Source organism: Argonema galeatum A003/A1 (assembly GCF_023333595.1).
GTDB lineage: Bacteria > Cyanobacteriota > Cyanobacteriia > Cyanobacteriales > Aerosakkonemataceae > Argonema > Argonema galeatum.
Window position 1 is genome coordinate 179,748 of record NZ_JAIQZM010000003.1, and the last position, 20,869, is coordinate 200,616.

Consider the following 20,869-nt stretch of genomic DNA (forward strand, 5'->3'; position numbering starts at 1 on the left):
TTGGGAGGGCGATCGCATTTTTATACAACTTCAAGTGCGATCGCTTCCTCTGCTAATGGAAAAGACTACTCATAAAACTGCTAGTAAGTAGCAAGCAGCCGACGGTGATGGTATCCCACAACCAGTCATATTTTTCCCAAACAGACAGATGCTTGTGGTGTCGTTGAAAAAACCACCACCAAGCTGTTTCGGGGGGATACAAACTCGATCGCCATTCTTCTAGTTTACCGATCGCAGCCATCGGATCTGCTTGTTGGCGCAGGCGGGTATCTAGGTTGATGAGAGTAACTAAAGTTTCAGAAGAATGGTTTTGGTTTTGGCTTAGGGTGGCGCTGACGGTATCTCGCGCCACCAGCACTTCTAGGATTTCTTGCTGTGATGGTTTGGGGTTGGCTGTTTCGATCGCGCTCAGTGCTTTAGTATATCTTTCCATCGCCCGGTCTAATTCAGAAATTATTTCATTTACTTTCGGTGTTTGGCTGTCGCCTCTTTGGGGGATGAGTTCTGAGTTGTTTTCCTGTGTGTTTGACATAGCAAAAAGTTTAAAAAAATGATATTTTTTGGGACTCAGGTGCGATGAGCGGTTGCAGTTAAGAAAGTAAAACGCCTTGGTAGGGTTTAGCTTTTACTTTATCCTTGCACATCTGTCTAGAGGGTTATGAAATAAGACTTTTGTATCTGACTACGTATTATCATTAAAAAATATCAGTTCCAGGACTTACGCACTCACGCCCCCCTTGCCCCCAAATCTGGGGGAGAAGAAGTCTTGTCCCCCAGATTTGGGGGGTTAGGGGGGCCTATGCGTAAGTCCTGAGTTCATATCCAATCTCTCTGGAAGTATTAATATGCCGTCCACAACAGATGTACAGAGTACAAATACTCATACCAAAATTCGCCTGCTGCTAACTTTGTGGGATTTGGGGGGAGCGCAGAAAGAAGTGCCGACGGGCCAACTTACGAAGCGAGTTGTACCCAAGGGAAGCAAAAAGGCTGATTTTCAGGCACTTTTTGATGAGTTGCAAGCAGAGGGTGCGATCGAGATTGCTAAAAAGGGATACTCTATGCCTGCATTGGGGCTTCAGATGTTAAACGACAGTCTGAAAAGCCCTGATTTCCACTTTGGTAGCCAAGTTGGTGCAAAAACCGCAAATGCTCTGTTGAAGTGGATTCGAGAAGGGGGAACACTAGGTGATGGAGCCGCATCTGCTGCTTCTCTTAAGGGGGTAGAAAGTGCGATCGCATCTTATGACGAGTTTAAGCAGGTGGCGTTGGATGTCTACGACAAACTCAACCGTGATTACAACCTCGACGATCTGGTGCCAATTTACCGGATCAGGAGGGAGATTGGGGAGAAGGTTACGCGATCGAAGTTTAACGAGTGGATGCTGGAAATGCAGGAAAACGACATTTTGCAGCTCATAGGCGGTGAACTAACAGACATCACCCCTGATAAAGCTGAAGACTCGATCAAAACCGAACTCGGCGCTATACGCTACTATGTCAAGCGTTTAAGTTCCAAAAACTAACGTAAATCCATTTGTAAATTTTTTACCTGACACAATAAACCATGACTAACCATCAGATTTCATCCATTGAAGACCTTAATGCGGCTCTTTTAAGTCAAAACCCGTTCGCTAAACCCTCCTCTGTTAATGCAAATGATATTTGGGGGAAGGAATTCTTTGACATTGAAACTATAAATGCTCATGCCTCTGATGCCGTATTTAAAGCGCTTGAGCAAATTCGTACTGGTCAATACTCGACAACTTCAATTGCTATAACTGCACAAAACGGAACTGGGAAAACTCACATTATTAGCCGCATCCGTCACCGTCTACAGGAGCAGGATGGGGGATTATTTATCTATGCTAACAAGTATGGCGATCTTCGCGATCTTAAGAAAGAATTTCAGCGAATTTTAGCGGAAAGTTTGGGGAAAACAGGCGCTCATGGAGTGACCCAGTGGCAGGAATTAGCAACAGCGATGATCAATCATGCTTTAAAAGTTGTTAAACCAAATCCCAAACTATATTCTCCTAAAGAATTAGTTAAAAAATTTGAAAGTAGCCAAACAGTTCAAGTAAGAAAATGGGTAAATGATTTAATTAAAGCATTTTTAAAAGCTAAAGATGTTAGCGATCCTGATATTGTAAAAGCAATTTTTTGGACACTGACAAATGAGCAATCACTTTATGCAATAAAATGGTTGGAGGGTCAAGAGCTAGCGCAGTACAAATCGAACGAGCTAGAATTACCGAGCCAAAGGCAATCTTTTGATGCTGTACTACAAATCCTAGATTTGATTAGTGAGTATAACGAATTGGTTATTTGCTTTGATGAGCTAGATACGACTGATGCGTTTGACGAATTTAGCGGGTTACACATTAGCCAAATTGTTGCTGGATTGATAAAAGATTTGTTTCAAAATCTCAAGCGTGGCGTTATTCTAAGTGTAATGATGCCTGCTCAATGGAGCAATAAAATCAAGCAATTACCTGGCGGAGTTTCCAATAAAGTTTCTGCACAAGGAAATCCAATTGACTTAAGGTATATGGATGGAGAATATATTGTTAACTTGGTTAGTTCACGATTAAATACATATTATGCAGTCCGCAATTTAGTTCCGATAAATCCTTTTTATCCATTTACAGAGAGTCACCTCAGAGATCTTGGTAAGGGAAAACCAACTATTAGGGAAGTTTTAGATTGGTGCAAAAATAATTGTCAACCTCCTGATACATCTATTATTGAAGAAGATCCAGTAGAAGCTGCTTTTGCTAAAGAACTTGAAGAAGAAATAACAAGCTATTTAGATGACAACTTCCGGCTGGCTGATGCTCTTTTGTTTAGCTTCCAAACGGTAATTGGTCAGACGATAGAAAGAATCACCATCAAAGAAGTTACTAATAAAGTCAAAAAAAGAGGTGGTAAAGATGATTATCTCAATTTCAAGATAATTGGTAAAGAAAACGACAAAGATATCTGCATTGGAGTAGCTGTACTCCAGTATGCTGGTGGTCACGCATTGGGAGCGGGATTAAAAAGATTAAACGATTACGAAAAGTTTGGTTTAACTCGCGGTTGTTTAGTACGTTCCAAGGCAAAAAAGCTTACTACATATTTAGAGCAAACTTATCTCGAACCACTTATTAGAGTCAATGGTGGAGAGTATGTAGAACTGAAAGAAGAAGAAATCAGACCACTGATAGCTATTCGCTCAGTTTATCAAAAGCGGGAAGTAGACTATGGTGTGAGCGAAGAGGAGATTTTAAAGTTTATTGCTGAGAAAGGTGGTGAGAAAATGCTAGGCGCTAGTAATCCTCTACTTAAAGAGATTCTCAGCGATCCATGTTATGAAGTTCCGACTGACCTAATTGAAGATGAGCCTGTCGCTGTAGCCGAGTCTATTATGGCTGATGTATCTGATTCATATAACATAGACGAAGCAGTAGAAGCATTAGCAAATAGGCTGGATTTCATGTAATTTGGGTTTTTGGGAATTATTACGCTAATGTTCAATTATGAACATTTTTGTAGGGACACGGCATCATAAATATTTCGGTATAGATGAAAATTTTAATTATGCCGTGTCCCTACAGCATAATAGACCCGAAATAACCTGTAATTTTCTACATAAGTATCACCACGAATCACAACCAAAAAACTTATGACCACTTCACAAACAAAACTACCGACCGATACATGGGTTGTAGCAACATGGGATGAATTTATCCAAACTGTTGAAGATCCCGCTTATCGAAAAGCGAAAGGCTATTACTACAAAGGACAAATGAGGATTGAAACCATGTCAGTAGGCCCAGATCATGCCAAGGATAATACGATTATCGCTGTTGCTGTTCCCTTATTTGCTGCCATCAAAAGTATTCGGCTAAATGGATTAGAAAACTGTAGCTATCGCAAAACAGGTATTCGGGAGTGCCAACCAGATATATCATATTACATTGGAGAAAGAGCGCAACTTGCCCCCACAGGAACCGCAATTGCTAACCTCGATCTTATTCCACCACCAGACATAGCGATCGAAATATCTGATAGTACCTTGGCAGATGATAAAGGTGAAAAACGTTTACTTTACGAAGAAGTAAAAGTAGGGGAATACTGGATAGCAGATGTGCAAAAGCCAGAAATAATTGCTTTTGAAATTATCCCTACTGGTGGAAGTAGAAGAATTAGTCAATCTCAAATATTACCGGGGTTAGAGATGGCTTTATTAGAGGAAACTTTGCGGCGTAGTCGTCAAATGCCACACTCACAAGTAGTAGCTTGGTTATTAACTCAATTTCAATCATAAAACTTGTTATGCCATCATTCTATCTTGACAATGCGCTGAGACTACCTGCGCCAGAAGTGGAAGCATTAATTCAAGGTCGATCGATCGCCGTTATGCCTCGATCTTTTCTCGATGTAGGAAAAGTATTTGCCCTTTATCCTACTGATGTCTCAAACAACTTATTGCCAGTTGAACAGCAATATCGATCGAACTTTTTAACCGTTGCCAAAAACACGATTTCTGAATTACATCCTGAAGGAGTAATAATTAAAGCTTGGGCTAGATGCGAATTATGTCAAGTTCTCGATAAATCTGAATCGTTAGAAGTTTTATCTTCCCTAACAATTTGGACAACAGAAGCATTGCAGCAAATTCTCGCCAAACGCCCCTATATTTTTCTAGCTTATCTGCGCGTTTATTTGCTACCCGAATCACTGGTAATGTCTGCGGATAGCCAGGGACAATTTGTGGCTTTACCTAAATCTATCAATGTTGCGGAAAATTCGCCAGTTTTGAGCGATCGCGCATTTTCTAAACGCCGCCACCAACTAGAAAATCGACTTCCACCGCTGCATCCCGAATTGGAAGAATTGCAAAGTGCGATCGCGCAACTCTCCCTTATACAATCAAATGCTGAAAAACTAGATGAACAACTTAAAGTATTTTTAGGCTGGTCTGAATTTACAACGTTAAATAACTGCGATCGAGGTTTAGATTGGATTAATAAAATAGCCCAAGTTGGCAATTCCAGCGACGGTAACGAATTTGAAAAATTAGTTCGTAAGAGCTTCATTAAACTTGGATTCTCCAACTCAAATAAAAACCCAAAGGCAAACCTCGATCCAAATTCAGCTGGTGGTGCTGGTGGCATAGATCTTTATTGCGAGTTGCCTTATCCGGTAGTTGGGGAATGTAAAGCAAGTAAACATGAAAACGTACCTAATAGCGTGACGGCCCAACTCATTCATTTAGGTGTAACTCATTTAGGCCAAGCCCAGTTTGACCGTTCAATCAAATTGATTCTGGCAGCTGGCCCTCTAACAGATCCTGCTTGCAAAGCAGCTACTCAAAACAAAATGAACGTAATACGACCTGAAACTTTACAAAGATTAGTTGAACTTAAAGCAAATTACGAAGGCTCTATTAATCTGCTAGATTTGAAGCAGTGCTTACAAAGCGAACCATTTGGTATAGTAGATGATAAAGTAAACGCTTACATAGATAGAGTTAAGCAAGATATCAAGCTGCGATCGCACATAGTACAGCTTGTCAAAAAGTACATAGAAAATACAGAATTTGAACGAGGAAGCGTCGATGCTCTTCATGGAGCATATTGTTTTGGCTCTAATCCACTCCGACCATTGCAACCTGAAGAACTACACGAAATATTGGTAGAACTTTCCTCACCTTTGACAGGATATTTGGGGCGAAAAAAAGGAAGTCATTGGAGGAGCGATCGCTTTTATTACCTCCGAGATTTGATTATAGAAAATATATGAAATGTGTCACCTGCAAACACGGACAAACACAACCAGGTTTAGTTACCGTAACTTTAGAAAGAGACGAGTCGATCGTCATCATTAAAAAAGTACCAGCCGAAGTTTGCGATAACTGCGGAGAATATTACTTAAGTAATGATATTACGGCGCAAGTATTGCAACGAGCAGAAGTAGCGATCGATAACGGAGCAGAAGTAGAAATTATTCGCTATGCAGCCTAGAAAAATTATATTTTCAGTGAGCGATCGCTTTTACTTTATCCGTGATTTGCCAATAGAATAAGCCGAGTGAATATGCCAAACTTAATTGTTATAGCAGGGCCAAATGGTGCAGGAAAATCGACAGTTGCCCCTGCGTTATTACAAGAAACACTCAGAGTAAATGAGTTTGTCAACGCGGATGCGATCGCCCAAGGATTATCCGCATTTGCTCCCGAAAAAGTTGCCCTTCAAGCTGGACGTATTATGCTAGAGCGAATCCAAAAATTAGCCAGTCAACGAGACAACTTTGCCTTTGAAACTACTTTAGCCACCCGCAGTTTTGCTCCTTGGATTGCTAATTTACGTCAAACCGATTATCTATTTTATCTAATTTTTATATGGCTACCTAGCGCAGATATGGCACTTGCTCGCGTTCAAGAAAGAGTACGGCAAGGTGGTCATTCTGTACCAGAAGAAACTATCCGACGACGCTATGAGGCAGGACTCAGAAACTTTTTTGAATTGTATCGATCTCTTGCAGACTCATGGTTTTTATATGATAATTCTAATACAGCAGAACCGCGTCTTCTAGCTGCTGGCGAAAAAGAGAGTAATATTTATATAGCAGACACTCAAATTTGGCAGCAAATCGAGGAAAAATATTATGGTAGATCGACCTAAAGCAGAAAATTTTTTATTAGGTGTTTCCGACACAGAAAAAATTACCAAAGCCTTAGCTAAAGCTGTACGAGATGCTTTGCAAAAACACAAACAAGCTGGGAATCCCGTAGCTGCTTGGCGAGATGGCAAAGTTGTCTGGATACCTCCTGAAGAAATTTCTATACCAGAGGATTCATCGCCTTTAAAGTAGCAGCATAAATAGGCGGTAACTGCGGTGAATTAATTTAAAATAGCGATCGCTTGTGTAAGAGAACCGATTTTAACAAAATATCAAGAAAAATATCTGCCTGAACACCCAGAAACCGGGTTTCTTGGAGAAACCCGGTTTCTAAAGGCGCGGCAGTTTTACGTTTAATTATGCCCACCTACTTAATTGGATAGAATGCGATCGCAATTTCCCCAAACCAAATATTAATTTTCCTTCTCCATCCATCTGGCAGCAGCGATCGCTGATATAATACTAAGTTTGACGCTTCCTACTCAACCATTATGGGCAACACCTTCGGACATCTCTTTCGCATCACCACATTTGGCGAATCCCACGGCGGCGGCGTGGGAGTTACCATCGATGGTTGCCCACCGCGACTGGAAATTTCCGCCCAAGAAATTCAAGTAGAATTGGACAGGCGGCGTCCGGGACAAAGTAAAATCGTCACACCCCGCAAAGAAGCCGACATCTGCGAAATCCTTTCCGGCATCTTTGAAGGCAAAACGCTGGGAACGCCGATCGCAATCTTAGTCAAAAATCAAGACACCCGCTCCCAAGATTACGACGAAATGGCCCATAAATATCGCCCCTCCCACGCCGATGCCACCTACGACGCCAAATACGGCATCCGTAACTGGCAAGGTGGCGGACGTTCCTCAGCCCGTGAGACAATAGGGAGAGTGGCAGCAGGTGCTCTAGCTAAAAAAATCCTTAAACAATTCGCCAATGTAGAAATCATCGGCTATGTTAAACGAATCAAAGACTTAGAGGGTGTCCTCGATCCGAACACCGTCACAATGGAACAGGTAGAAAGCAATATAGTCCGTTGCCCGGATTCAGAATGTGCCGAGCGGATGATAGAACTAATAGAAGAAGTGCGACGAGTTGGCGATTCGATCGGCGGCGTCGTAGAATGTGTGGCTCGAAACGTACCAAAAGGCTTAGGCGAGCCAGTATTCGATAAACTAGAAGCAGACCTAGCCAAGGGTGTAATGTCCTTACCTGCGAGTAAAGGATTTGAAATTGGCTCTGGTTTCGCCGGTACGCTGCTAACTGGCAGCGAACATAACGACGAATTTTATATTGACTCCAGCGGCAATACTCGCACTGCAACTAACCGTTCTGGTGGAATTCAGGGTGGCATCTCCAACGGCGAAAACATTATTATGCGAGTAGCATTCAAACCAACTGCTACTATTCGTAAAGAGCAGCGTACCGTAACTAGCGAAGGTGAAGAAACAACACTCGCAGCCAAAGGACGGCACGATCCTTGCGTTTTACCCAGAGCAGTGCCTATGGTAGAAGCAATGGTTGCTTTAGTGCTGTGCGATCATTTGTTGCGGCACCAGGGGCAATGTGGCACCTTGAAATTTGAAGATACAAATGGAAACTAGCCCTTCTTCCGAATTTGTTGTCCAGTTCTGGGGTGTCCGAGGCAGCATACCCACCCCAGGAAACCAAACCGCACGCTATGGCGGCAACACCTCCTGTATAGAAATGCGGGTGGGTGGCAAACGCCTGATTTTTGATGGCGGCAGCGGCTTGCACGTACTGGGTAGAAGTTTACTAAAATGTATGCCAGTGGAAGCGTATATGTTTTTTACGCACTACCACTGGGATCACATTCAAGGAGTGCCGTTCTTTTTCCCAGCTTTTATTGAGGGTAATTGCATCCATATACATGGGGCAGTGCCACAAGATGGCGGGTCTATGAAACAGCATTTCGTCGAAAAGGTACTTCATGCCAATTCCCCAGTGCCTCCTCAAAAGATGCAGGCAGACTTGAAATTCTACGATTTGGTCTGTGGAGATACCATCAAGCTGGATGATATCACGATCGAAACAGGCCCGCTCAACCATCCCAATGGAGCGATGGGATATCGGGTTACCTGGCAGGGACACTCGGTATTTTACTGCACCGACACGGAACATTTCCCCGATCGCATGGATGAAAATGTCTTGCATCTAGCCCGCGAAGCAGACTTTTTCATTTACGATTCCATGTATACCGACGACGAATATCATAACCCCAAATCTCCCAAAGTTGGCTGGGGACACTCAACCTGGGAAGAAGGGGTAAAGATAGCAGAGGCAGCTGGCGTCAAGCGATTCGTGAAATTTCACCACGAGCCCGGTCACAGCGATGACTTTCTCGATCAGCTCGAAGATAAAATTTTAGCAGTCTCTCCAAATGCGGTGCTAGCCCAAGAGGGAATGATTTTAAAAGTGGTTTAAGGGAAAGAGAAAGGAAAAATTCCCCTTTCCCTCAAACCATCACCAATCTTTACCAATTGGTCTAACAGCACAAAAACGCTTTTGGGCGAGCTGTCGCGCTTATGATGAGAGGGGTGAGGTTTGATATCATGTCCGGCAGCATCGGTTGCCAAAAAAAATTGCCTTCTCATATCTGCGTTTATCTGCGTTTATCTGTCTTCATCTGCGGTAAAAATTTAACCAATGATAACAACAGACAATTTCCGAATATCACTCATGTACTACCGATGTTACCGGACAGGATATGAGGAGTGCTAGAGCAAATCTCACCAAAGCGCAAAATCTTATTCACCCACCTGCATCTTACCCAAATACTTAGTCAAATAAGGCGAAAAAACCTCATAAATCAGCGTCAGGGGCTGTTTGTGATGCCAAAACAGGTAATGACGACCCCAAAACGGCCCTTTATACCCAAAGGCTTCTTCTAACTGTGCCGAGTGACCGTAATAAAGTCCTTGGACATCTCGATACAACTCCGTTCTCAGCTGCTCCAGACTCGCCCAAATTGGCAAAGACCGATTTTGTAAATAGTCATCCACATGGCTAGCTTCCCACCAAGAACAAGCATAAGCCAGCCGTTGTCCAGAAGCCGTGCGTAGCCATACCTGTCGTCGTATGCGTGGCCCCGGCACTACCAGCATTTGCTCCGGTGCTACATCTCCATCCATCCCAATCGCAGACATATCAATCAGGTCTACTTCCGTCTTCTCACCCGTCAGCAATTGCAGGTGGCGCGTTGGCGAACCGTCTCCCAGCAGAAACATCTGCCACGTCGGTGCTAGCTGAGTGTGAGGCAATCCAAGCTGAATTATTGCATCTCCGCCCTGCCAGATGGGGGTGAGGGCGTGCCAGGAGGTTGGCCGCGTCAGCGTTTCTGTAACTTTAAAGGTTGCAGTCAAAGTTCTTTACATAACTTAACTCTATCTAATCATAGCGCTGCTCTGGCTATTGGCTTTCTCGATCGAGCCAATCTATTAAATCTGCTGCCGTGGAGAAATCCAATAGCGCCTCACTTAGCGCTTCTAACTGAGATCTGGATAACGCTCGAATTCGGTCTTGCAACTGAGGATCGAGTGTACCGATTCGACGCCCCATCTGACGTAAAATCAGTGAGAGTGCTTCTTCTTCTCGTCCTTCTTCGAGGATTGCTTGATAGGTGACAGATTCTTTCATAACGTTTTTTCTGAATATGCGGTGAATTATTTCTTCATCAAATCGCAGACCAGCGATAACATCCGCACAAGCTAAGATATTCCGCTGCTCGTCGATTGACTCGATTCTAGCGGCTTGTGCTGCTACTTGTTGGAGCAAACCTTGTGGTGAGTCGGTGCGAGTCAATGTCGCCAAAGGTAAAAGCGCGGGATTTGCTAGAAATGGTGCGGGGTCTTCTTCCCACAGACGGATGACTCGATATCGATGTCGCGTGTTTGTGTCTGTATACTCGGAGACAAACACCAAATCCGAGCCGGTCTCCTGCAAAAATATTACCACTTGCTCGATCGCACAAGAGTATTGCCGTTTCAATCTTGTATAGTAATCTAGCATCCGCAATGGCATCGGGGGATCGGAGTAGGCGCGAGTTTCAAATTCCAGGTGCAGAATAGAGGAGTTAGTTTGCAGAAAACTAACAGAATCAGCACGAATCGGTTCGATGGTAAGTTCGGTCTTGAGAACTCGGATATCGGTTGTTTCCGTTGAGAGTAACCAGCGGAAAAATTGCTCTGGGTACTTCTCGGCTAGATATTTACAGGTGTTGTCGTAAGTCAAGAGAGCGCGTGTTTCTACAGACTACGTTTCAATATTACTTGAGAGCCCGCCCCTCAAAACACCAATATAGACAAAAGCGCTAGAGATCCCCCAAAATCCAAAAACAACTACAATAGTCACTATGTCCGCGCTCAGGAGGTCAAAATAATGACAACACAGCAGATTGAACACCAAAATCAATCAAAAACCCATTCATTAATAGAACCATTAAGCCAAGAGACTATAGACAAAGTTCTTCAACTTCTGGATGAATGGATGGATGATGATTCAGGATATGATGAAGAAACATGGCCTGAATTAAAAGAAGCACTTGACACAGAACGAGATTTAGTCTCGGCTCGGAGACTTTTTGATGAGTAGAATAGTATTGTTAGACTCTGGCCCACTGGGGATGATTAGTCATCCTCGGAATCATCCAGAAATCAAAATATGGCTGGCAAATTTGGTTAGTTCTGGAACTAATGTTAAAATTCCTGAAATTACCGATTACGAAGTTCGTCGCGAGTTGCTTCGCCTGAACAAAGTCAAAGGAATTCAACGCCTCGATCACCTCATCAATCAACTTGGGTATATCCCCATTAACAGAGAAGTAATGCTAAAAGCTGCTGAATTTTGGGCAGATGTAAGAAAGCAAGGTCAGCCCACAGCAGATAATAAAGCACTGGATGCAGATGTAATTTTAGCAGCACAAGCATTTACGATCGTCGCTCAAGGTGAAGATGTCGTTATCGCCACATCAAATGTTCTACACCTGACTCGCTTTGTAGCAGCAAAAATTTGGAATGAAATCGTTTGATGGAATAAAGTGCGATATATCCTGCCGCAACTTTAAACTTTAGGACTTACGCAATTGCCCCCGCAAAACCTTGCTTTTTGCGTAAGTCCTGAACTTGTTTTCGTCAGAAAAAATAATGAGTCCTGAATTAATCAGGACTCATTACTCAAGAATGCGGATGGTGAGACTCGAACTCGCAAGGGCATAGCCCACACGCACCTCAAGCGTGCGCGTATACCAATTCCGCCACATCCGCATTAATTTGGCAAACTACAACCAAGTAATTATCTTAGCTCAATTTTGTTCGCCTTACCAAGTATAACTCATAAAGGCAGAATTGACACAAAAATTTTCCTAAATTTGCTGGAAGACTTTTCTCCCCCCAAACTTGGGGGGAAGGGGGGGCTAAACCTTGATTTTTAGCAGAGCGTATTATGTTGAGATTGATTAAGCGATCGCACCCAACAGCCTCCTCCTGCAACACTTCGCCAGTAAGTAGTCCTCAACACCATGATACGATCAACACCCGAAGACAAAAAGCTGCTTCGCCTCAAGCCTCAAAGTTGCGATCGAAAAGCCGCCAAAGTTGCTTGAGAAGTTCCGAGTAAGACTTCATGCTACTGCTCTCGCCAAAAGTTGGAAAATGCGTTTTTCTAAGATTTTAATTGCTAATCGCGGGGAAATTGCCCTACGCATTCTCCGCACCTGCGAAGAAATGGGAATTTCTACCGTTGCCGTTCACTCTACCATTGACTGCCACGCCCTCCACGTCCAACTGGCCGACGAAGCAGTTTGTATTGGCGAACCCCCCAGCAGCAAAAGTTATCTCAATATCCCAAATATCATCGCCGCAGCCCTGACGCGCAACGCTACAGCAATTCACCCCGGCTATGGCTTTCTCGCCGAAAACGCCAAATTTGCCGAAATTTGTGCCGATCACCAGATCGCCTTCATTGGCCCCTCCCCTGAAGCGATCCGATCGATGGGAGATAAATCTACCGCCAAAGAAACCATGAGACGGGTTGGCGTACCCACTGTGCCAGGTAGTGACGGGTTGTTAACCGACGAGGAAGAAGCACTCTCCGTCGCCAACGACATTGGCTATCCCGTCATGGTCAAAGCCACCGCTGGCGGCGGCGGACGGGGAATGCGACTTGTCAAAGAAGAAAGTGAATTCATCAAACTCTTCCAAGCGGCACGGGGAGAAGCAGAAGCCGCCTTCGGCAATCCCGGCGTTTATTTAGAAAAATTCATCGAATCTCCCCGCCATATTGAATTTCAAATCTTGGCTGATTCCTACGGCCATGTCATCCACTTAGGCGAGCGAGATTGCTCTATACAGCGCCGCCACCAAAAACTGCTAGAAGAAGCCCCCAGTCCGGCTCTTAGCCAGGAATTACGAGACAAAATGGGTACTGCTGCTGTGATGGCTGCTAAATCAATTAACTACGTTGGTGTTGGGACTGTTGAGTTTCTTCTAGATCGATCGGGTTCTTTCTATTTCATGGAAATGAATACTCGTATCCAAGTGGAACATCCCGTAACGGAAATGATTACGGGTCTTGACCTGGTGGCGGAACAAATCCGTGTCGCCCAGGGAGAAAAACTGAGCTTGACCCAAGACGAGGTAGTTCTGCGGGGTCATTCGATCGAATGCCGCATCAATGCAGAAGACCCCGAACACAACTTCCGTCCCTCTCCCGGCAGGATCAGCGGCTACTTACCACCAGGCGGTACTGGCGTCCGTATGGATTCCCACGTCTACACAGATTATGAAATTCCGCCCTACTACGACTCGCTGATTGGTAAGTTAATTGTCTGGGCACCCGATCGCAACGGCGCAATCAACCGCATGAAACGCGCACTGCGGGAATGTGCGATCACTGGGTTGCCCACTACCATTGCCTTTCATCAAAAGATATTGGAAAATCCAGCCTTTTTACGCGGTGAAGTTTATACCAATTTCGTCGAGCAGATCATGCAAAACGAGGAAAAAGGGAAAGGTAAAAAGTAATATTGTCAAGGGGCGGAGCATTGGGAAATTTTAGATTTTAGATTTTAGATTTCAGATTTATTTTGAATTGAGAATTTTCAATTCTTTAATCTGAAATGGCATTGGGCATTGCTTACCTTGTCGCCATCATTGTCAAGAGTCCTTGCTGACCTAAGAGTATTTCCCGCAGGAAGCTACAGATTCCTACCCAAATGATGGGCGTAATGTCCACGCCGCCTATTGGTGGCACAAGCTTTCTCGTCACCACTAAAAAAGGTTCTGTGGGCCAAGCGATCGAACTCCAGGGAAAGCGATTTAGATCTATCTGGGGATACCAGCTGAGTACGATGCGGAAGATAAACAGCAAAATCATTATCCCTAGCAGGGAACCAAGTATCAAACTAGCAATGGTTGTGGTAGTCATAGGTGGTTGAGGGGTTGATAGACTAAAGCGTGGGTGTCTTAACGCAGCGGGAACGCCTGCTACTGCACGCAGGACGGCTGTACTGGGATAATTTTAAGATTTATTAATGAAATTAATCTAGTCTTTTAATCAAACTGGTAGACCCTCGATCCCACCCCTCGCAGCAACGATCGTCTTGCTTGGCTTTTCAAGGTGGCGTGCGATCGCTAAAATGAGAAAATGATATTCTTGTATAAAGAGGGCCAGAATCTATGACTCCTTCATTAGCAAACTTTTTCTACAGTCTGCTCGCAGGTCTTGTAATTGTCGTTATCCCAGTAATTGTGGGATTAGTCTTTGTTAGCCAAAAGGATAAGATTCAGCGTTCTTGAGAAAATCCTTTGAGAGCGACCAAAAAAACCGGATTTCTTGTCCCAGACAAAACTTTTCGGAGCAGTACAGGTAAATTAGACCTCTCCAAAAAAGAATGTAGAGACGTTGCATGCAACGTCTCTACAAGGGTTCAAGGGTTAGCACCTTTAATTTCTGGAGAGGTCTATTGTAGGGGCGGGTTCGACAGATAATTTGTGGCTGACCGACAATAATCATGGCAAAACCCGCCCCAACTTTCGCGCCCTCAAAGAAAATCATTTGATTGTACCTCATGCGGCTGGAAGCCACTGTAAATTAAAGGCTGCGAAAAGCTAAGGGTTATGGTAAAAATCCTTAGCTTTTCGTTTGAGAATTCCCATCAAGTCGTGGAATTTCTAGCCCTGAGCATTGAACTTGTACTTGTTAAGTTCCGGTACCGCTTCGCCTCTGAAGTATAAAACCCCAAATACATCAAAAATGCCAAATCCCTGCTCTTTGACTTGGTAGGAAATGGGTTGACCGCTCACGGCTAAACGCGCCCAATGCTCACAGTTCCAGCCCTGAACTCCATACTTCCACTTGTTATCAAAAGCTAGAACAGAGGCGATTAAGTTTTCAAGTATCTCATCCTTACTCAAATACGGAACGGGAATTGCATCTTTGAACTCATGACCAAGCTCATGTATTCTAAGACAACCGCGATCGTAAAGCTGCCCTGCTTCGCTGGGTCCCCAAGCAATTGCTGAAGTATCTGATAGTGCTACACTGTAATGCCAAACGCCATCAAATCGTTGTACCAACGTTCCTGAACGCTTTGATAAAGGATTCCAACATCGCTGTATTTTCTGAATTAGCTCACTATTATCATTAAACGTCATCATTTGGCAAGCATCAGGGTACTGATCTACTCTTAATAATGCCATAAAAACCCCCCAACTCCTGCTTTCCCCAACTTAGCGCAACCAACCTCAACCAAACCCTCCAAGATCCTTAGCCAGAGCCACTGCGATTCGGAGCAAGAAGGAAGCGACGGCGGATGAAACAGGAAGCCTAGATTAAACTATGTTTATCGGGGCTCTTAGCAGGTACTTCACTTCGCTATCATAGGACTGACTGAGGCAAGAGGCTAATGATAAACGTAAATTTTAACTTAGCGAGTATGTCGGGCATTGTTCTAGCTATTGGTGGAACTGCCTTATATGCTCTAAGAACCTGGCGTCCAGAGCTATCGCGAGACTCAGATATCTTCTTTTCGGCAGTGTCTTTACTGTGCGGGGGGATTTTGCTGGTTTATGGATGGCGGTTCGATCCCATTATGCAGTTTGGTCAGGTTTTGCTGACAGGAGCGACCATCTTTTTTGCGATCGAAAATCTTCGTCTGCGGGGAGTAGCGACAGAACAAGCAAAGCGGAATACACCGATTGTGGATGAAGAGCGTCCCGTCAGCAGGAAGTACAAAGTTTATCAGGATGCGGAACTTGATGCACTCGCCCCTGATGATGAGGAACTTATTCCCCGGCGACTCCGAGGTAACCAAGAATCGAGAAACACGCGAAACGGGACTAATGGAAGCGAAACCCGTCGCCGTCCAACCAATCGGGACACCAGCAGCGACAAACTCGGTTCGGGAGAAACACGCCGCCAACGTCGCCCCCGTCCAGAAACTCCACGTCCTGAAGTAAGAGATGAATGGGGAGATTCGGAGAATGTCGAAGACACTCAACCTCGCAGAAGCGGAAATCGTCCCCCCCGCGACGAATCCCGCAAGCCGGAAACAGCATCTTCGCGCCCCCGTCGGCGTCCTGTAGGAGACTCTGGTTACGATCGCGAACGTTCTTCGAGGAATGCAGACGCGACACCAAGCGACTATGTGGATTATCAGCCGATCGATCCTAACGATGATGAGGAGGATAATTCAGTCAATTTCGATAGATAAATGAAGCCGATCGCATTGTTACACTGCTGAGGTAAAAAATAAATGCCTAGAACCCTAGCCCAGCAGTGGCTCAATTGGGGGATGGGCTTAAGTCTAGCTGGATTGGTTGTTGGCTGTAGTCAGATTGAGATTCCTTTTATCTCAAGCTCTCTCAACAGTGGGAACAGCGATGAGCAACCGGCTTTGAGCGGAAACGGTCGCTTTTTGGCGTTTGTATCGAACCGTCAGGGCGGGCGCAGAATTCTGCTGTACGATTTGCAACAGCGGCGATCGATCGAGTTACCGGGCTTGAACCGTCCTGGAGCGATCGTAGAACATCCCAGCCTCAGTTACACAGGTCGCTACATTGTCTACACCGCCGACGATCGAGGTAGACCGATTGTGGCACTTTACGATCGCGCCATTCAACGATCGCAACCTCTCACCCTATCGTATCCAGGTCAAGTGCGTAATCCCAATATTAGTCCCGATGGTCGTTATATCGTTTTTGAAAGCGGTAGTCGCGGTCAATGGGATATTGAGATAATAGACCGGGGTTTAAATATTGAGTTAGATAAGGAAGAGGGGAGAGTGGAAGAGGGAGAGAGGGGGAGAGTGGGAGAATAACACGACACGGATATACAAGGATGCAAGGATAAAAAAATAACTAATAACCAATGACTAATGACTAATGACTAATGACCAATGACTAATGAAATTTATCTTGCTATCGGCTATTGCTACGCTTGGTCTAAGTGCTTGCACCGCTAACCTCAGCTTCCAACAACTTCCCTTCGATGCAGGAGATGGGACTATAAATAGTCCTGCTGCGGATATGGAACCGCAAATGGCCGATCGCTATATTGTTTTTAGTTCTGACCGACGGCGACGTCAGGATATCTACCTTTATGATGTGGTGGAGCGGCGTCTGATCGATCTGCCGGGACTAAACGCCCAAGATGCGATCGCAAATCATCCATCTATTTCCCAAGATGGTCGCTATATCGTTTTTGCCATGATTCGCCAGGGCCGATCGGGCATTTCTCTCTACGACAGGCAAACCAGGCAGTTACGCAACCTTACCAACAACCTGCAAGCCCAAGTAAGAAACCCGACCATCAGCGCTGATGGGAGTATAATTGCCTTTGAATCGAGCGTCAACGGCCAGTGGGATATTTTAGTTTACGATCGATCGGGAAGACCCTTGGACGTGCCGACAGACCCTCGTTGAGATCGGTGATTTCGGTCAATGCTAGATGTAAATAAAACTGCTAATAAAGTATTAGCCAGCTGCATTCGAGACGGTGAAGCGAAACTGGGAACAGAATAAGCTATAACCGTATTCAAATATGACAATAACCATTAAATCCTAAGTTCAAGGATGAACACTAAACTTCTATCTTTAATTACATCAGGGGTATTAAGCGCCGGATCTGCGATCGGTCTGAGTGGGATTAACGCTCTTGCCATAACCAGTCTGCTATCCGCCAATTCAAGCCCTGCTTACGCCCAAGACGCTGACGAACAAATTAATGTTCGAGTTTATCAAAGAGCCGGTCCGGCAGTGGTATCCGTCATTGTAGGAAATGGAACTGGAAGTGGCAGCATTATCAGCCCAGACGGTCTTGTTTTGACCAATGCCCACGTCGTCCAAAACACCAGGCGCACCGTCACGGTTGTCTTGGGCGATAACAGGCGGTTTCCAGCAGACGTTATTGCTTTTGGTAACAACGGTCTCGACTTAGCCGTCCTCAAAATTCGCGGCGTAACCAATCTGCCCACTATTCGCTTGGCACGTACTGGTTCGATACAAGTGGGACAGCGAGCATTTGCGATCGGCAATCCCTTCGGTCAATTCGCCGGTACTTTTACCGTCGGAATTGTCAGCCGCATTGACAGAGAACGGGGCTTGATTCAAACCGATGCCGCTATCAATCCCGGCAATTCCGGGGGACCGCTCCTGAACGGCCAAGGAGAACTGATTGGCGTTAACACTGCTATTTTTACCAACAGTCGTGCTGGTGGCAACATTGGCATTGGGTTTGCCATCTCTGTAGACCGTTTGCAGCCTTTCTTAGCAGCAGTCCGCGAAGGACGGGCCCCCCGCGTCACTCAGCGGCAACAACCTAGAACAGCGAATCCGCCACAGGATTTGGCGTTCAACGGTGTGCCGGTCAATGACAGACTAGGCCCCGGCGACAATATCTTACCAGTGGATAACAGCTTTTTTAAAGTCTACAGGTTTGAAGGCAGAGCCGGTCAGCAAGTCGTAATTGAGATGCTCAGCCGGGAAATTGACCCGTTTTTGATTCTCATCGGGCCTAATCGCCGCGAAATAGCTCAAGATGATGACTCAGCCGGGAGCAAAAATGCCAGAATCGCAGTGACATTGCCGGTGTCAGGTACTTATTTGTTGATTGCCAACTCATATCAGGCAGGTGAATCGGGCAATTTCATTTTACGAGCCTTGGCTGGTGGTGCTGGCGGTCGCCGGAATCGGCTCAGGGTAGAAAACTTGATTTTACAGCAAGAGGGCGTGCTTGGCCCTGGTGCCTCGGTATTGTCTTCCGACGGCAGTTTTTACAGAATGTACAATTTTCAAGGTCGTGCAGGTCAGTCGGTGACGATTACGCTGGAAAGTGCTGATTTCGATCCTTATTTGGCACTTTTAGGGCCTGATGGTGAGAAACTGGCAGAAAACAACAACATCAGCCCGAACGACCCTAATTCTGCGCTTAGCGTGACTTTACCCAGGGCTGGGATCTACCGTGCGATCGTCAATACCTACCAGCCAGGTGGTCGAGGCCGTTATCTGCTGACAATTCGCTAGATTTTAGATTTTGGATTTTAGATTTTAGATTTGAAATTCTTCCCTCTTCCCCCTAGTGTGTTTTCTTTCCCCGGAGATCCCCCTAAATCCCCCTTAAAAAGGGGGACTTTGACGCTCATTCTCCCCCCTTTTTAAGGGGGGCTGGGGGGGATCTCCGGGGAAGAAGACACGCCCTAGCCTCTATTTTTGGGTTTCCAGCTCTTGAACGGATTCGATTAGCGATCGCACTTCTTCTACACCATCAGAAGGTTCAAATCCCAGGGGAAATTTGCCTTTTAGGAGCATCCGCAATCCCAGTGGCCCCAGGCTAATCAGTCCTTTTATATCCCTAAAATAGTTACCGACTACGTGCAAACCAAATTTACGTTCGTCAATCCAGCCGCCTTCTTTAACCAGATCCACTAATACTTTACGATGGCGAATCGATCGACTGGCTTGGGCGTCCTTGTGAGCCAGAATTTCACTTTTAATTTCGCCAATTCGATCCATCGGTGCTACATCCATAGGACAAACCGCATTGCAATAAAAGCAACGGGTACAGCCCCACACCCCCTGAGTGCCTTGGTTATATTTTTCCAAACGGGTTTCGGTTTGGGCATCGCGAGAATCGGCTACCATCCGATAAGCTTTCGCTAGTGCGTGAGGGCCGACAAATTCTGGGTTAACTTCGCGGGCGTTACATTCGGAATAACAAGCGCCGCACAGTATACAATTGCCAGTTCGATCTAGTTGCGATCGCTCTGCGGGGGTTTGCAGAAACTCGCGTTCCGGGACAAGTCTACCAGCAGTACTAATATAAGGATCGACTGCCTCCAGATTGTCCCAGAAACTTTGCATATCCACCACCAAATCCTTGATAATCGGCATATTGCCCATTGGTGCGATCGTCATTTCCAGAACGGATTCTGACGAATTCCCAGCAGCATCTGAATTGGACGTGGAAGCCATCTGTTGCAGCCTCGCCAGTTCGTTACCTATATTTTCCTTACAAGCCAGAGCCGATCGACCGTTAATCCGCATAGAGCAACTGCCGCAAATCGTATTGCGGCAATTCTTCCGAAAAGCTAAACTTCCATCTTGTTCCCACTTGATGCGATTCAGGCAATCTAGGATTGTGTTACCAGGTTCAACATCCAGCTGATAAGTCTGAAAGCGGGGGCTGGTATTTTGGCTCTGTCTGACAATTTTAAAAATAACTTGCATTGTCTCTAACCTTCATGAAGTTTACCGTGGGGAGGGAGAACCTTCTATTAAAGTGCCACTTTTTCTAGTTTAAAGCTCATCTGTCAACAACAGCACGATTTTGCTTTTTTGGCAAGGGAATAAGGCTTTTTTTCTATTAGCCCGCGCTTGGCATAGCAAAAATATAGATATGTATCCCTGAGTAAATGTTCTCAAAGGTAGATTTTCTCTTTCAAGATACTCCCAATAATGTAGCGATATGTATCTTTTTGCAGGTGAATCCTGCCGATCGCCCCTGTCAATTACATCTCGAAGCCTTAAATATCGAGTCTGGGATTGCCAAATATAAATGAAATATTTGAGTCAGGATAAATTTTGATAAAGGTACTTGTCAAAACCACGGCATTTAAGGATATATTCTTTATAGAGCCAAACTTGGCTTCCGATTCTATTAACTAAACTAAAAAGCGGATATTTCT

Annotated in this window: 24 protein-coding genes and 1 tRNA gene; 18 read left to right on the forward strand and 7 right to left on the reverse strand. The window is 45.0% G+C overall.

The window, feature by feature from the left end:
- Positions 1-52: 52 nt before the first annotated feature.
- Positions 53-532: a hypothetical protein gene (locus LAY41_RS05565; protein ID WP_249095050.1), complete on the reverse strand. Its 480-nt coding sequence runs from the start codon at positions 530-532 to the stop codon at positions 53-55.
- Between the two features lie 313 nt (positions 533-845).
- On the opposite strand from LAY41_RS05565, the gene LAY41_RS05570 reads away from it, so the two are divergent.
- The 9 genes from LAY41_RS05570 to LAY41_RS05610 all read left to right on the forward strand — a co-directional run bounded on the left by LAY41_RS05570 (position 846) and on the right by LAY41_RS05610 (position 9,114).
- Positions 846-1,526, forward strand: coding sequence for a hypothetical protein (locus LAY41_RS05570; protein ID WP_249095052.1), 681 nt, complete (start codon positions 846-848; stop codon positions 1,524-1,526).
- A 41-nt stretch (positions 1,527-1,567) separates the two neighbouring features.
- Positions 1,568-3,484, forward strand: coding sequence for an ATP-binding protein (locus LAY41_RS05575; RefSeq protein ID WP_249095054.1), 1,917 nt, complete (start codon positions 1,568-1,570; stop codon positions 3,482-3,484).
- A 183-nt stretch (positions 3,485-3,667) separates the two neighbouring features.
- Complete coding sequence (locus LAY41_RS05580; RefSeq protein WP_249095057.1) at positions 3,668-4,312, forward strand: Uma2 family endonuclease; 645 nt, start codon at positions 3,668-3,670, stop codon at positions 4,310-4,312.
- Positions 4,313-4,320: 8 nt separating this feature from the next.
- Positions 4,321-5,790 (forward strand): DUF1802 family protein, encoded by a 1,470-nt coding sequence (locus LAY41_RS05585; RefSeq protein ID WP_249095060.1) that lies wholly within the window; start codon positions 4,321-4,323, stop codon positions 5,788-5,790.
- Positions 5,787-6,011: a type II toxin-antitoxin system MqsA family antitoxin gene (locus LAY41_RS05590; protein WP_249095062.1), complete on the forward strand. Its 225-nt coding sequence runs from the start codon at positions 5,787-5,789 to the stop codon at positions 6,009-6,011. The genes LAY41_RS05585 and LAY41_RS05590 overlap by 4 nt, the downstream gene beginning before the upstream one ends.
- A gap of 72 nt (positions 6,012-6,083) precedes the next feature.
- Positions 6,084-6,671: an ATPase gene (locus LAY41_RS05595; protein WP_249095064.1), complete on the forward strand. Its 588-nt coding sequence runs from the start codon at positions 6,084-6,086 to the stop codon at positions 6,669-6,671.
- A complete protein-coding gene (locus tag LAY41_RS05600) occupies positions 6,655-6,861 on the forward strand; it encodes a hypothetical protein (RefSeq protein WP_249095066.1) in 207 nt (68 codons plus the stop codon). Before LAY41_RS05595 ends, LAY41_RS05600 begins: the two co-directional genes overlap by 17 nt.
- Positions 6,862-7,160: 299 nt before the next feature.
- Positions 7,161-8,273, forward strand: a complete 1,113-nt coding sequence (gene aroC / locus LAY41_RS05605; protein WP_249095068.1) for a chorismate synthase — start codon at positions 7,161-7,163, stop codon at positions 8,271-8,273.
- Positions 8,263-9,114, forward strand: coding sequence for an MBL fold metallo-hydrolase (locus tag LAY41_RS05610; protein WP_249095071.1), 852 nt, complete (start codon positions 8,263-8,265; stop codon positions 9,112-9,114). The genes aroC and LAY41_RS05610 overlap by 11 nt, the downstream gene beginning before the upstream one ends.
- 323 nt (positions 9,115-9,437) lie before the next feature.
- On the opposite strand, the gene LAY41_RS05615 is transcribed toward LAY41_RS05610, so the two are convergent.
- Entirely contained in the window at positions 9,438-10,052 is a 615-nt protein-coding gene (locus tag LAY41_RS05615) for a chorismate lyase (protein ID WP_249095073.1), read from the reverse strand.
- Positions 10,053-10,098: 46 nt separating this feature from the next.
- On the reverse strand, positions 10,099-10,920 hold the full coding sequence (locus LAY41_RS05620; RefSeq protein WP_249095076.1) for an Rpn family recombination-promoting nuclease/putative transposase: 822 nt from the start codon (positions 10,918-10,920) through the stop codon (positions 10,099-10,101).
- 147 nt (positions 10,921-11,067) lie between these two features.
- Here LAY41_RS05620 and LAY41_RS05625 point away from each other — a divergent pair, with 147 nt between their 5' ends.
- Positions 11,068-11,280: a hypothetical protein gene (locus tag LAY41_RS05625; protein ID WP_249095078.1), complete on the forward strand. Its 213-nt coding sequence runs from the start codon at positions 11,068-11,070 to the stop codon at positions 11,278-11,280.
- Positions 11,273-11,716, forward strand: coding sequence for a PIN domain-containing protein (locus LAY41_RS05630; RefSeq protein ID WP_249095080.1), 444 nt, complete (start codon positions 11,273-11,275; stop codon positions 11,714-11,716). The genes LAY41_RS05625 and LAY41_RS05630 overlap by 8 nt, the downstream gene beginning before the upstream one ends.
- A gap of 152 nt (positions 11,717-11,868) precedes the next feature.
- Here LAY41_RS05630 and LAY41_RS05635 read toward each other — a convergent pair.
- Positions 11,869-11,951 (reverse strand) — tRNA-Leu (locus LAY41_RS05635).
- 178 nt (positions 11,952-12,129) lie between these two features.
- Between LAY41_RS05635 and LAY41_RS05640 the strand changes: the two genes are divergently transcribed.
- Positions 12,130-12,303, forward strand: coding sequence for a hypothetical protein (locus LAY41_RS05640; RefSeq protein ID WP_249095081.1), 174 nt, complete (start codon positions 12,130-12,132; stop codon positions 12,301-12,303).
- A 35-nt stretch (positions 12,304-12,338) separates the two neighbouring features.
- Positions 12,339-13,709 carry an acetyl-CoA carboxylase biotin carboxylase subunit gene (accC, locus tag LAY41_RS05645; protein WP_249095084.1) on the forward strand — a complete coding sequence of 457 codons (1,371 nt, stop codon included), beginning with the start codon at positions 12,339-12,341 and terminating at the stop codon, positions 13,707-13,709.
- A 112-nt stretch (positions 13,710-13,821) separates the two neighbouring features.
- On the opposite strand, the gene LAY41_RS05650 is transcribed toward accC, so the two are convergent.
- Positions 13,822-14,112: a YggT family protein gene (locus tag LAY41_RS05650; RefSeq protein WP_249095085.1), complete on the reverse strand. Its 291-nt coding sequence runs from the start codon at positions 14,110-14,112 to the stop codon at positions 13,822-13,824.
- A gap of 251 nt (positions 14,113-14,363) precedes the next feature.
- Here LAY41_RS05650 and psbX point away from each other — a divergent pair, with 251 nt between their 5' ends.
- Positions 14,364-14,483: a photosystem II reaction center X protein gene (psbX, locus tag LAY41_RS05655; protein ID WP_249095087.1), complete on the forward strand. Its 120-nt coding sequence runs from the start codon at positions 14,364-14,366 to the stop codon at positions 14,481-14,483.
- Positions 14,484-14,858: 375 nt separating this feature from the next.
- Here psbX and LAY41_RS05660 read toward each other — a convergent pair whose 3' ends face one another.
- Positions 14,859-15,386 (reverse strand): hypothetical protein, encoded by a 528-nt coding sequence (locus LAY41_RS05660; protein WP_249095089.1) that lies wholly within the window; start codon positions 15,384-15,386, stop codon positions 14,859-14,861.
- Between the two features lie 206 nt (positions 15,387-15,592).
- Here LAY41_RS05660 and LAY41_RS05665 point away from each other — a divergent pair, with 206 nt between their 5' ends.
- The 4 genes from LAY41_RS05665 to LAY41_RS05680 all read left to right on the forward strand — a co-directional run bounded on the left by LAY41_RS05665 (position 15,593) and on the right by LAY41_RS05680 (position 19,208).
- Complete coding sequence (locus LAY41_RS05665) at positions 15,593-16,399, forward strand: Ycf66 family protein (protein ID WP_249095092.1); 807 nt, start codon at positions 15,593-15,595, stop codon at positions 16,397-16,399.
- Positions 16,400-16,441: 42 nt separating this feature from the next.
- On the forward strand, positions 16,442-17,005 hold the full coding sequence (locus LAY41_RS05670) for a TolB family protein (RefSeq protein WP_249095094.1): 564 nt from the start codon (positions 16,442-16,444) through the stop codon (positions 17,003-17,005).
- An 85-nt stretch (positions 17,006-17,090) separates the two neighbouring features.
- Positions 17,091-17,609, forward strand: coding sequence for a TolB family protein (locus LAY41_RS05675; RefSeq protein ID WP_249095097.1), 519 nt, complete (start codon positions 17,091-17,093; stop codon positions 17,607-17,609).
- A 150-nt stretch (positions 17,610-17,759) separates the two neighbouring features.
- Positions 17,760-19,208: a trypsin-like peptidase domain-containing protein gene (locus LAY41_RS05680; protein ID WP_249095099.1), complete on the forward strand. Its 1,449-nt coding sequence runs from the start codon at positions 17,760-17,762 to the stop codon at positions 19,206-19,208.
- A 180-nt stretch (positions 19,209-19,388) separates the two neighbouring features.
- Here the strand turns inward: LAY41_RS05680 and LAY41_RS05685 are convergent, their stop codons facing one another.
- Positions 19,389-20,411, reverse strand: coding sequence for a succinate dehydrogenase/fumarate reductase iron-sulfur subunit (locus LAY41_RS05685; protein ID WP_249095101.1), 1,023 nt, complete (start codon positions 20,409-20,411; stop codon positions 19,389-19,391).
- Positions 20,412-20,869: the final 458 nt, after the last annotated feature.

Coding starts and splice junctions, on each gene's coding strand:
- LAY41_RS05585 (WP_249095060.1), top strand. CDS start 4,321: ATGCCATCATTCTATCTTGACAATGCGCTGAGACTACCTGCGCCAGAA.
- LAY41_RS05665 (WP_249095092.1), top strand. CDS start 15,593: ATGATAAACGTAAATTTTAACTTAGCGAGTATGTCGGGCATTGTTCTA.
- LAY41_RS05595 (WP_249095064.1), top strand. CDS start 6,084: ATGCCAAACTTAATTGTTATAGCAGGGCCAAATGGTGCAGGAAAATCG.
- psbX (WP_249095087.1), top strand. CDS start 14,364: ATGACTCCTTCATTAGCAAACTTTTTCTACAGTCTGCTCGCAGGTCTT.
- LAY41_RS05685 (WP_249095101.1), bottom strand. CDS start 20,411: ATGCAAGTTATTTTTAAAATTGTCAGACAGAGCCAAAATACCAGCCCC.
- LAY41_RS05640 (WP_249095081.1), top strand. CDS start 12,130: ATGTTGAGATTGATTAAGCGATCGCACCCAACAGCCTCCTCCTGCAAC.
- LAY41_RS05600 (WP_249095066.1), top strand. CDS start 6,655: ATGGTAGATCGACCTAAAGCAGAAAATTTTTTATTAGGTGTTTCCGAC.
- LAY41_RS05610 (WP_249095071.1), top strand. CDS start 8,263: ATGGAAACTAGCCCTTCTTCCGAATTTGTTGTCCAGTTCTGGGGTGTC.
- LAY41_RS05580 (WP_249095057.1), top strand. CDS start 3,668: ATGACCACTTCACAAACAAAACTACCGACCGATACATGGGTTGTAGCA.
- LAY41_RS05590 (WP_249095062.1), top strand. CDS start 5,787: ATGAAATGTGTCACCTGCAAACACGGACAAACACAACCAGGTTTAGTT.
- LAY41_RS05660 (WP_249095089.1), bottom strand. CDS start 15,386: ATGGCATTATTAAGAGTAGATCAGTACCCTGATGCTTGCCAAATGATG.
- accC (WP_249095084.1), top strand. CDS start 12,339: ATGCGTTTTTCTAAGATTTTAATTGCTAATCGCGGGGAAATTGCCCTA.
- LAY41_RS05670 (WP_249095094.1), top strand. CDS start 16,442: ATGCCTAGAACCCTAGCCCAGCAGTGGCTCAATTGGGGGATGGGCTTA.
- LAY41_RS05650 (WP_249095085.1), bottom strand. CDS start 14,112: ATGACTACCACAACCATTGCTAGTTTGATACTTGGTTCCCTGCTAGGG.
- LAY41_RS05570 (WP_249095052.1), top strand. CDS start 846: ATGCCGTCCACAACAGATGTACAGAGTACAAATACTCATACCAAAATT.
- LAY41_RS05575 (WP_249095054.1), top strand. CDS start 1,568: ATGACTAACCATCAGATTTCATCCATTGAAGACCTTAATGCGGCTCTT.
- LAY41_RS05680 (WP_249095099.1), top strand. CDS start 17,760: ATGAACACTAAACTTCTATCTTTAATTACATCAGGGGTATTAAGCGCC.
- aroC (WP_249095068.1), top strand. CDS start 7,161: ATGGGCAACACCTTCGGACATCTCTTTCGCATCACCACATTTGGCGAA.
- LAY41_RS05675 (WP_249095097.1), top strand. CDS start 17,091: ATGAAATTTATCTTGCTATCGGCTATTGCTACGCTTGGTCTAAGTGCT.
- LAY41_RS05565 (WP_249095050.1), bottom strand. CDS start 532: ATGTCAAACACACAGGAAAACAACTCAGAACTCATCCCCCAAAGAGGC.
- LAY41_RS05625 (WP_249095078.1), top strand. CDS start 11,068: ATGACAACACAGCAGATTGAACACCAAAATCAATCAAAAACCCATTCA.
- LAY41_RS05630 (WP_249095080.1), top strand. CDS start 11,273: ATGAGTAGAATAGTATTGTTAGACTCTGGCCCACTGGGGATGATTAGT.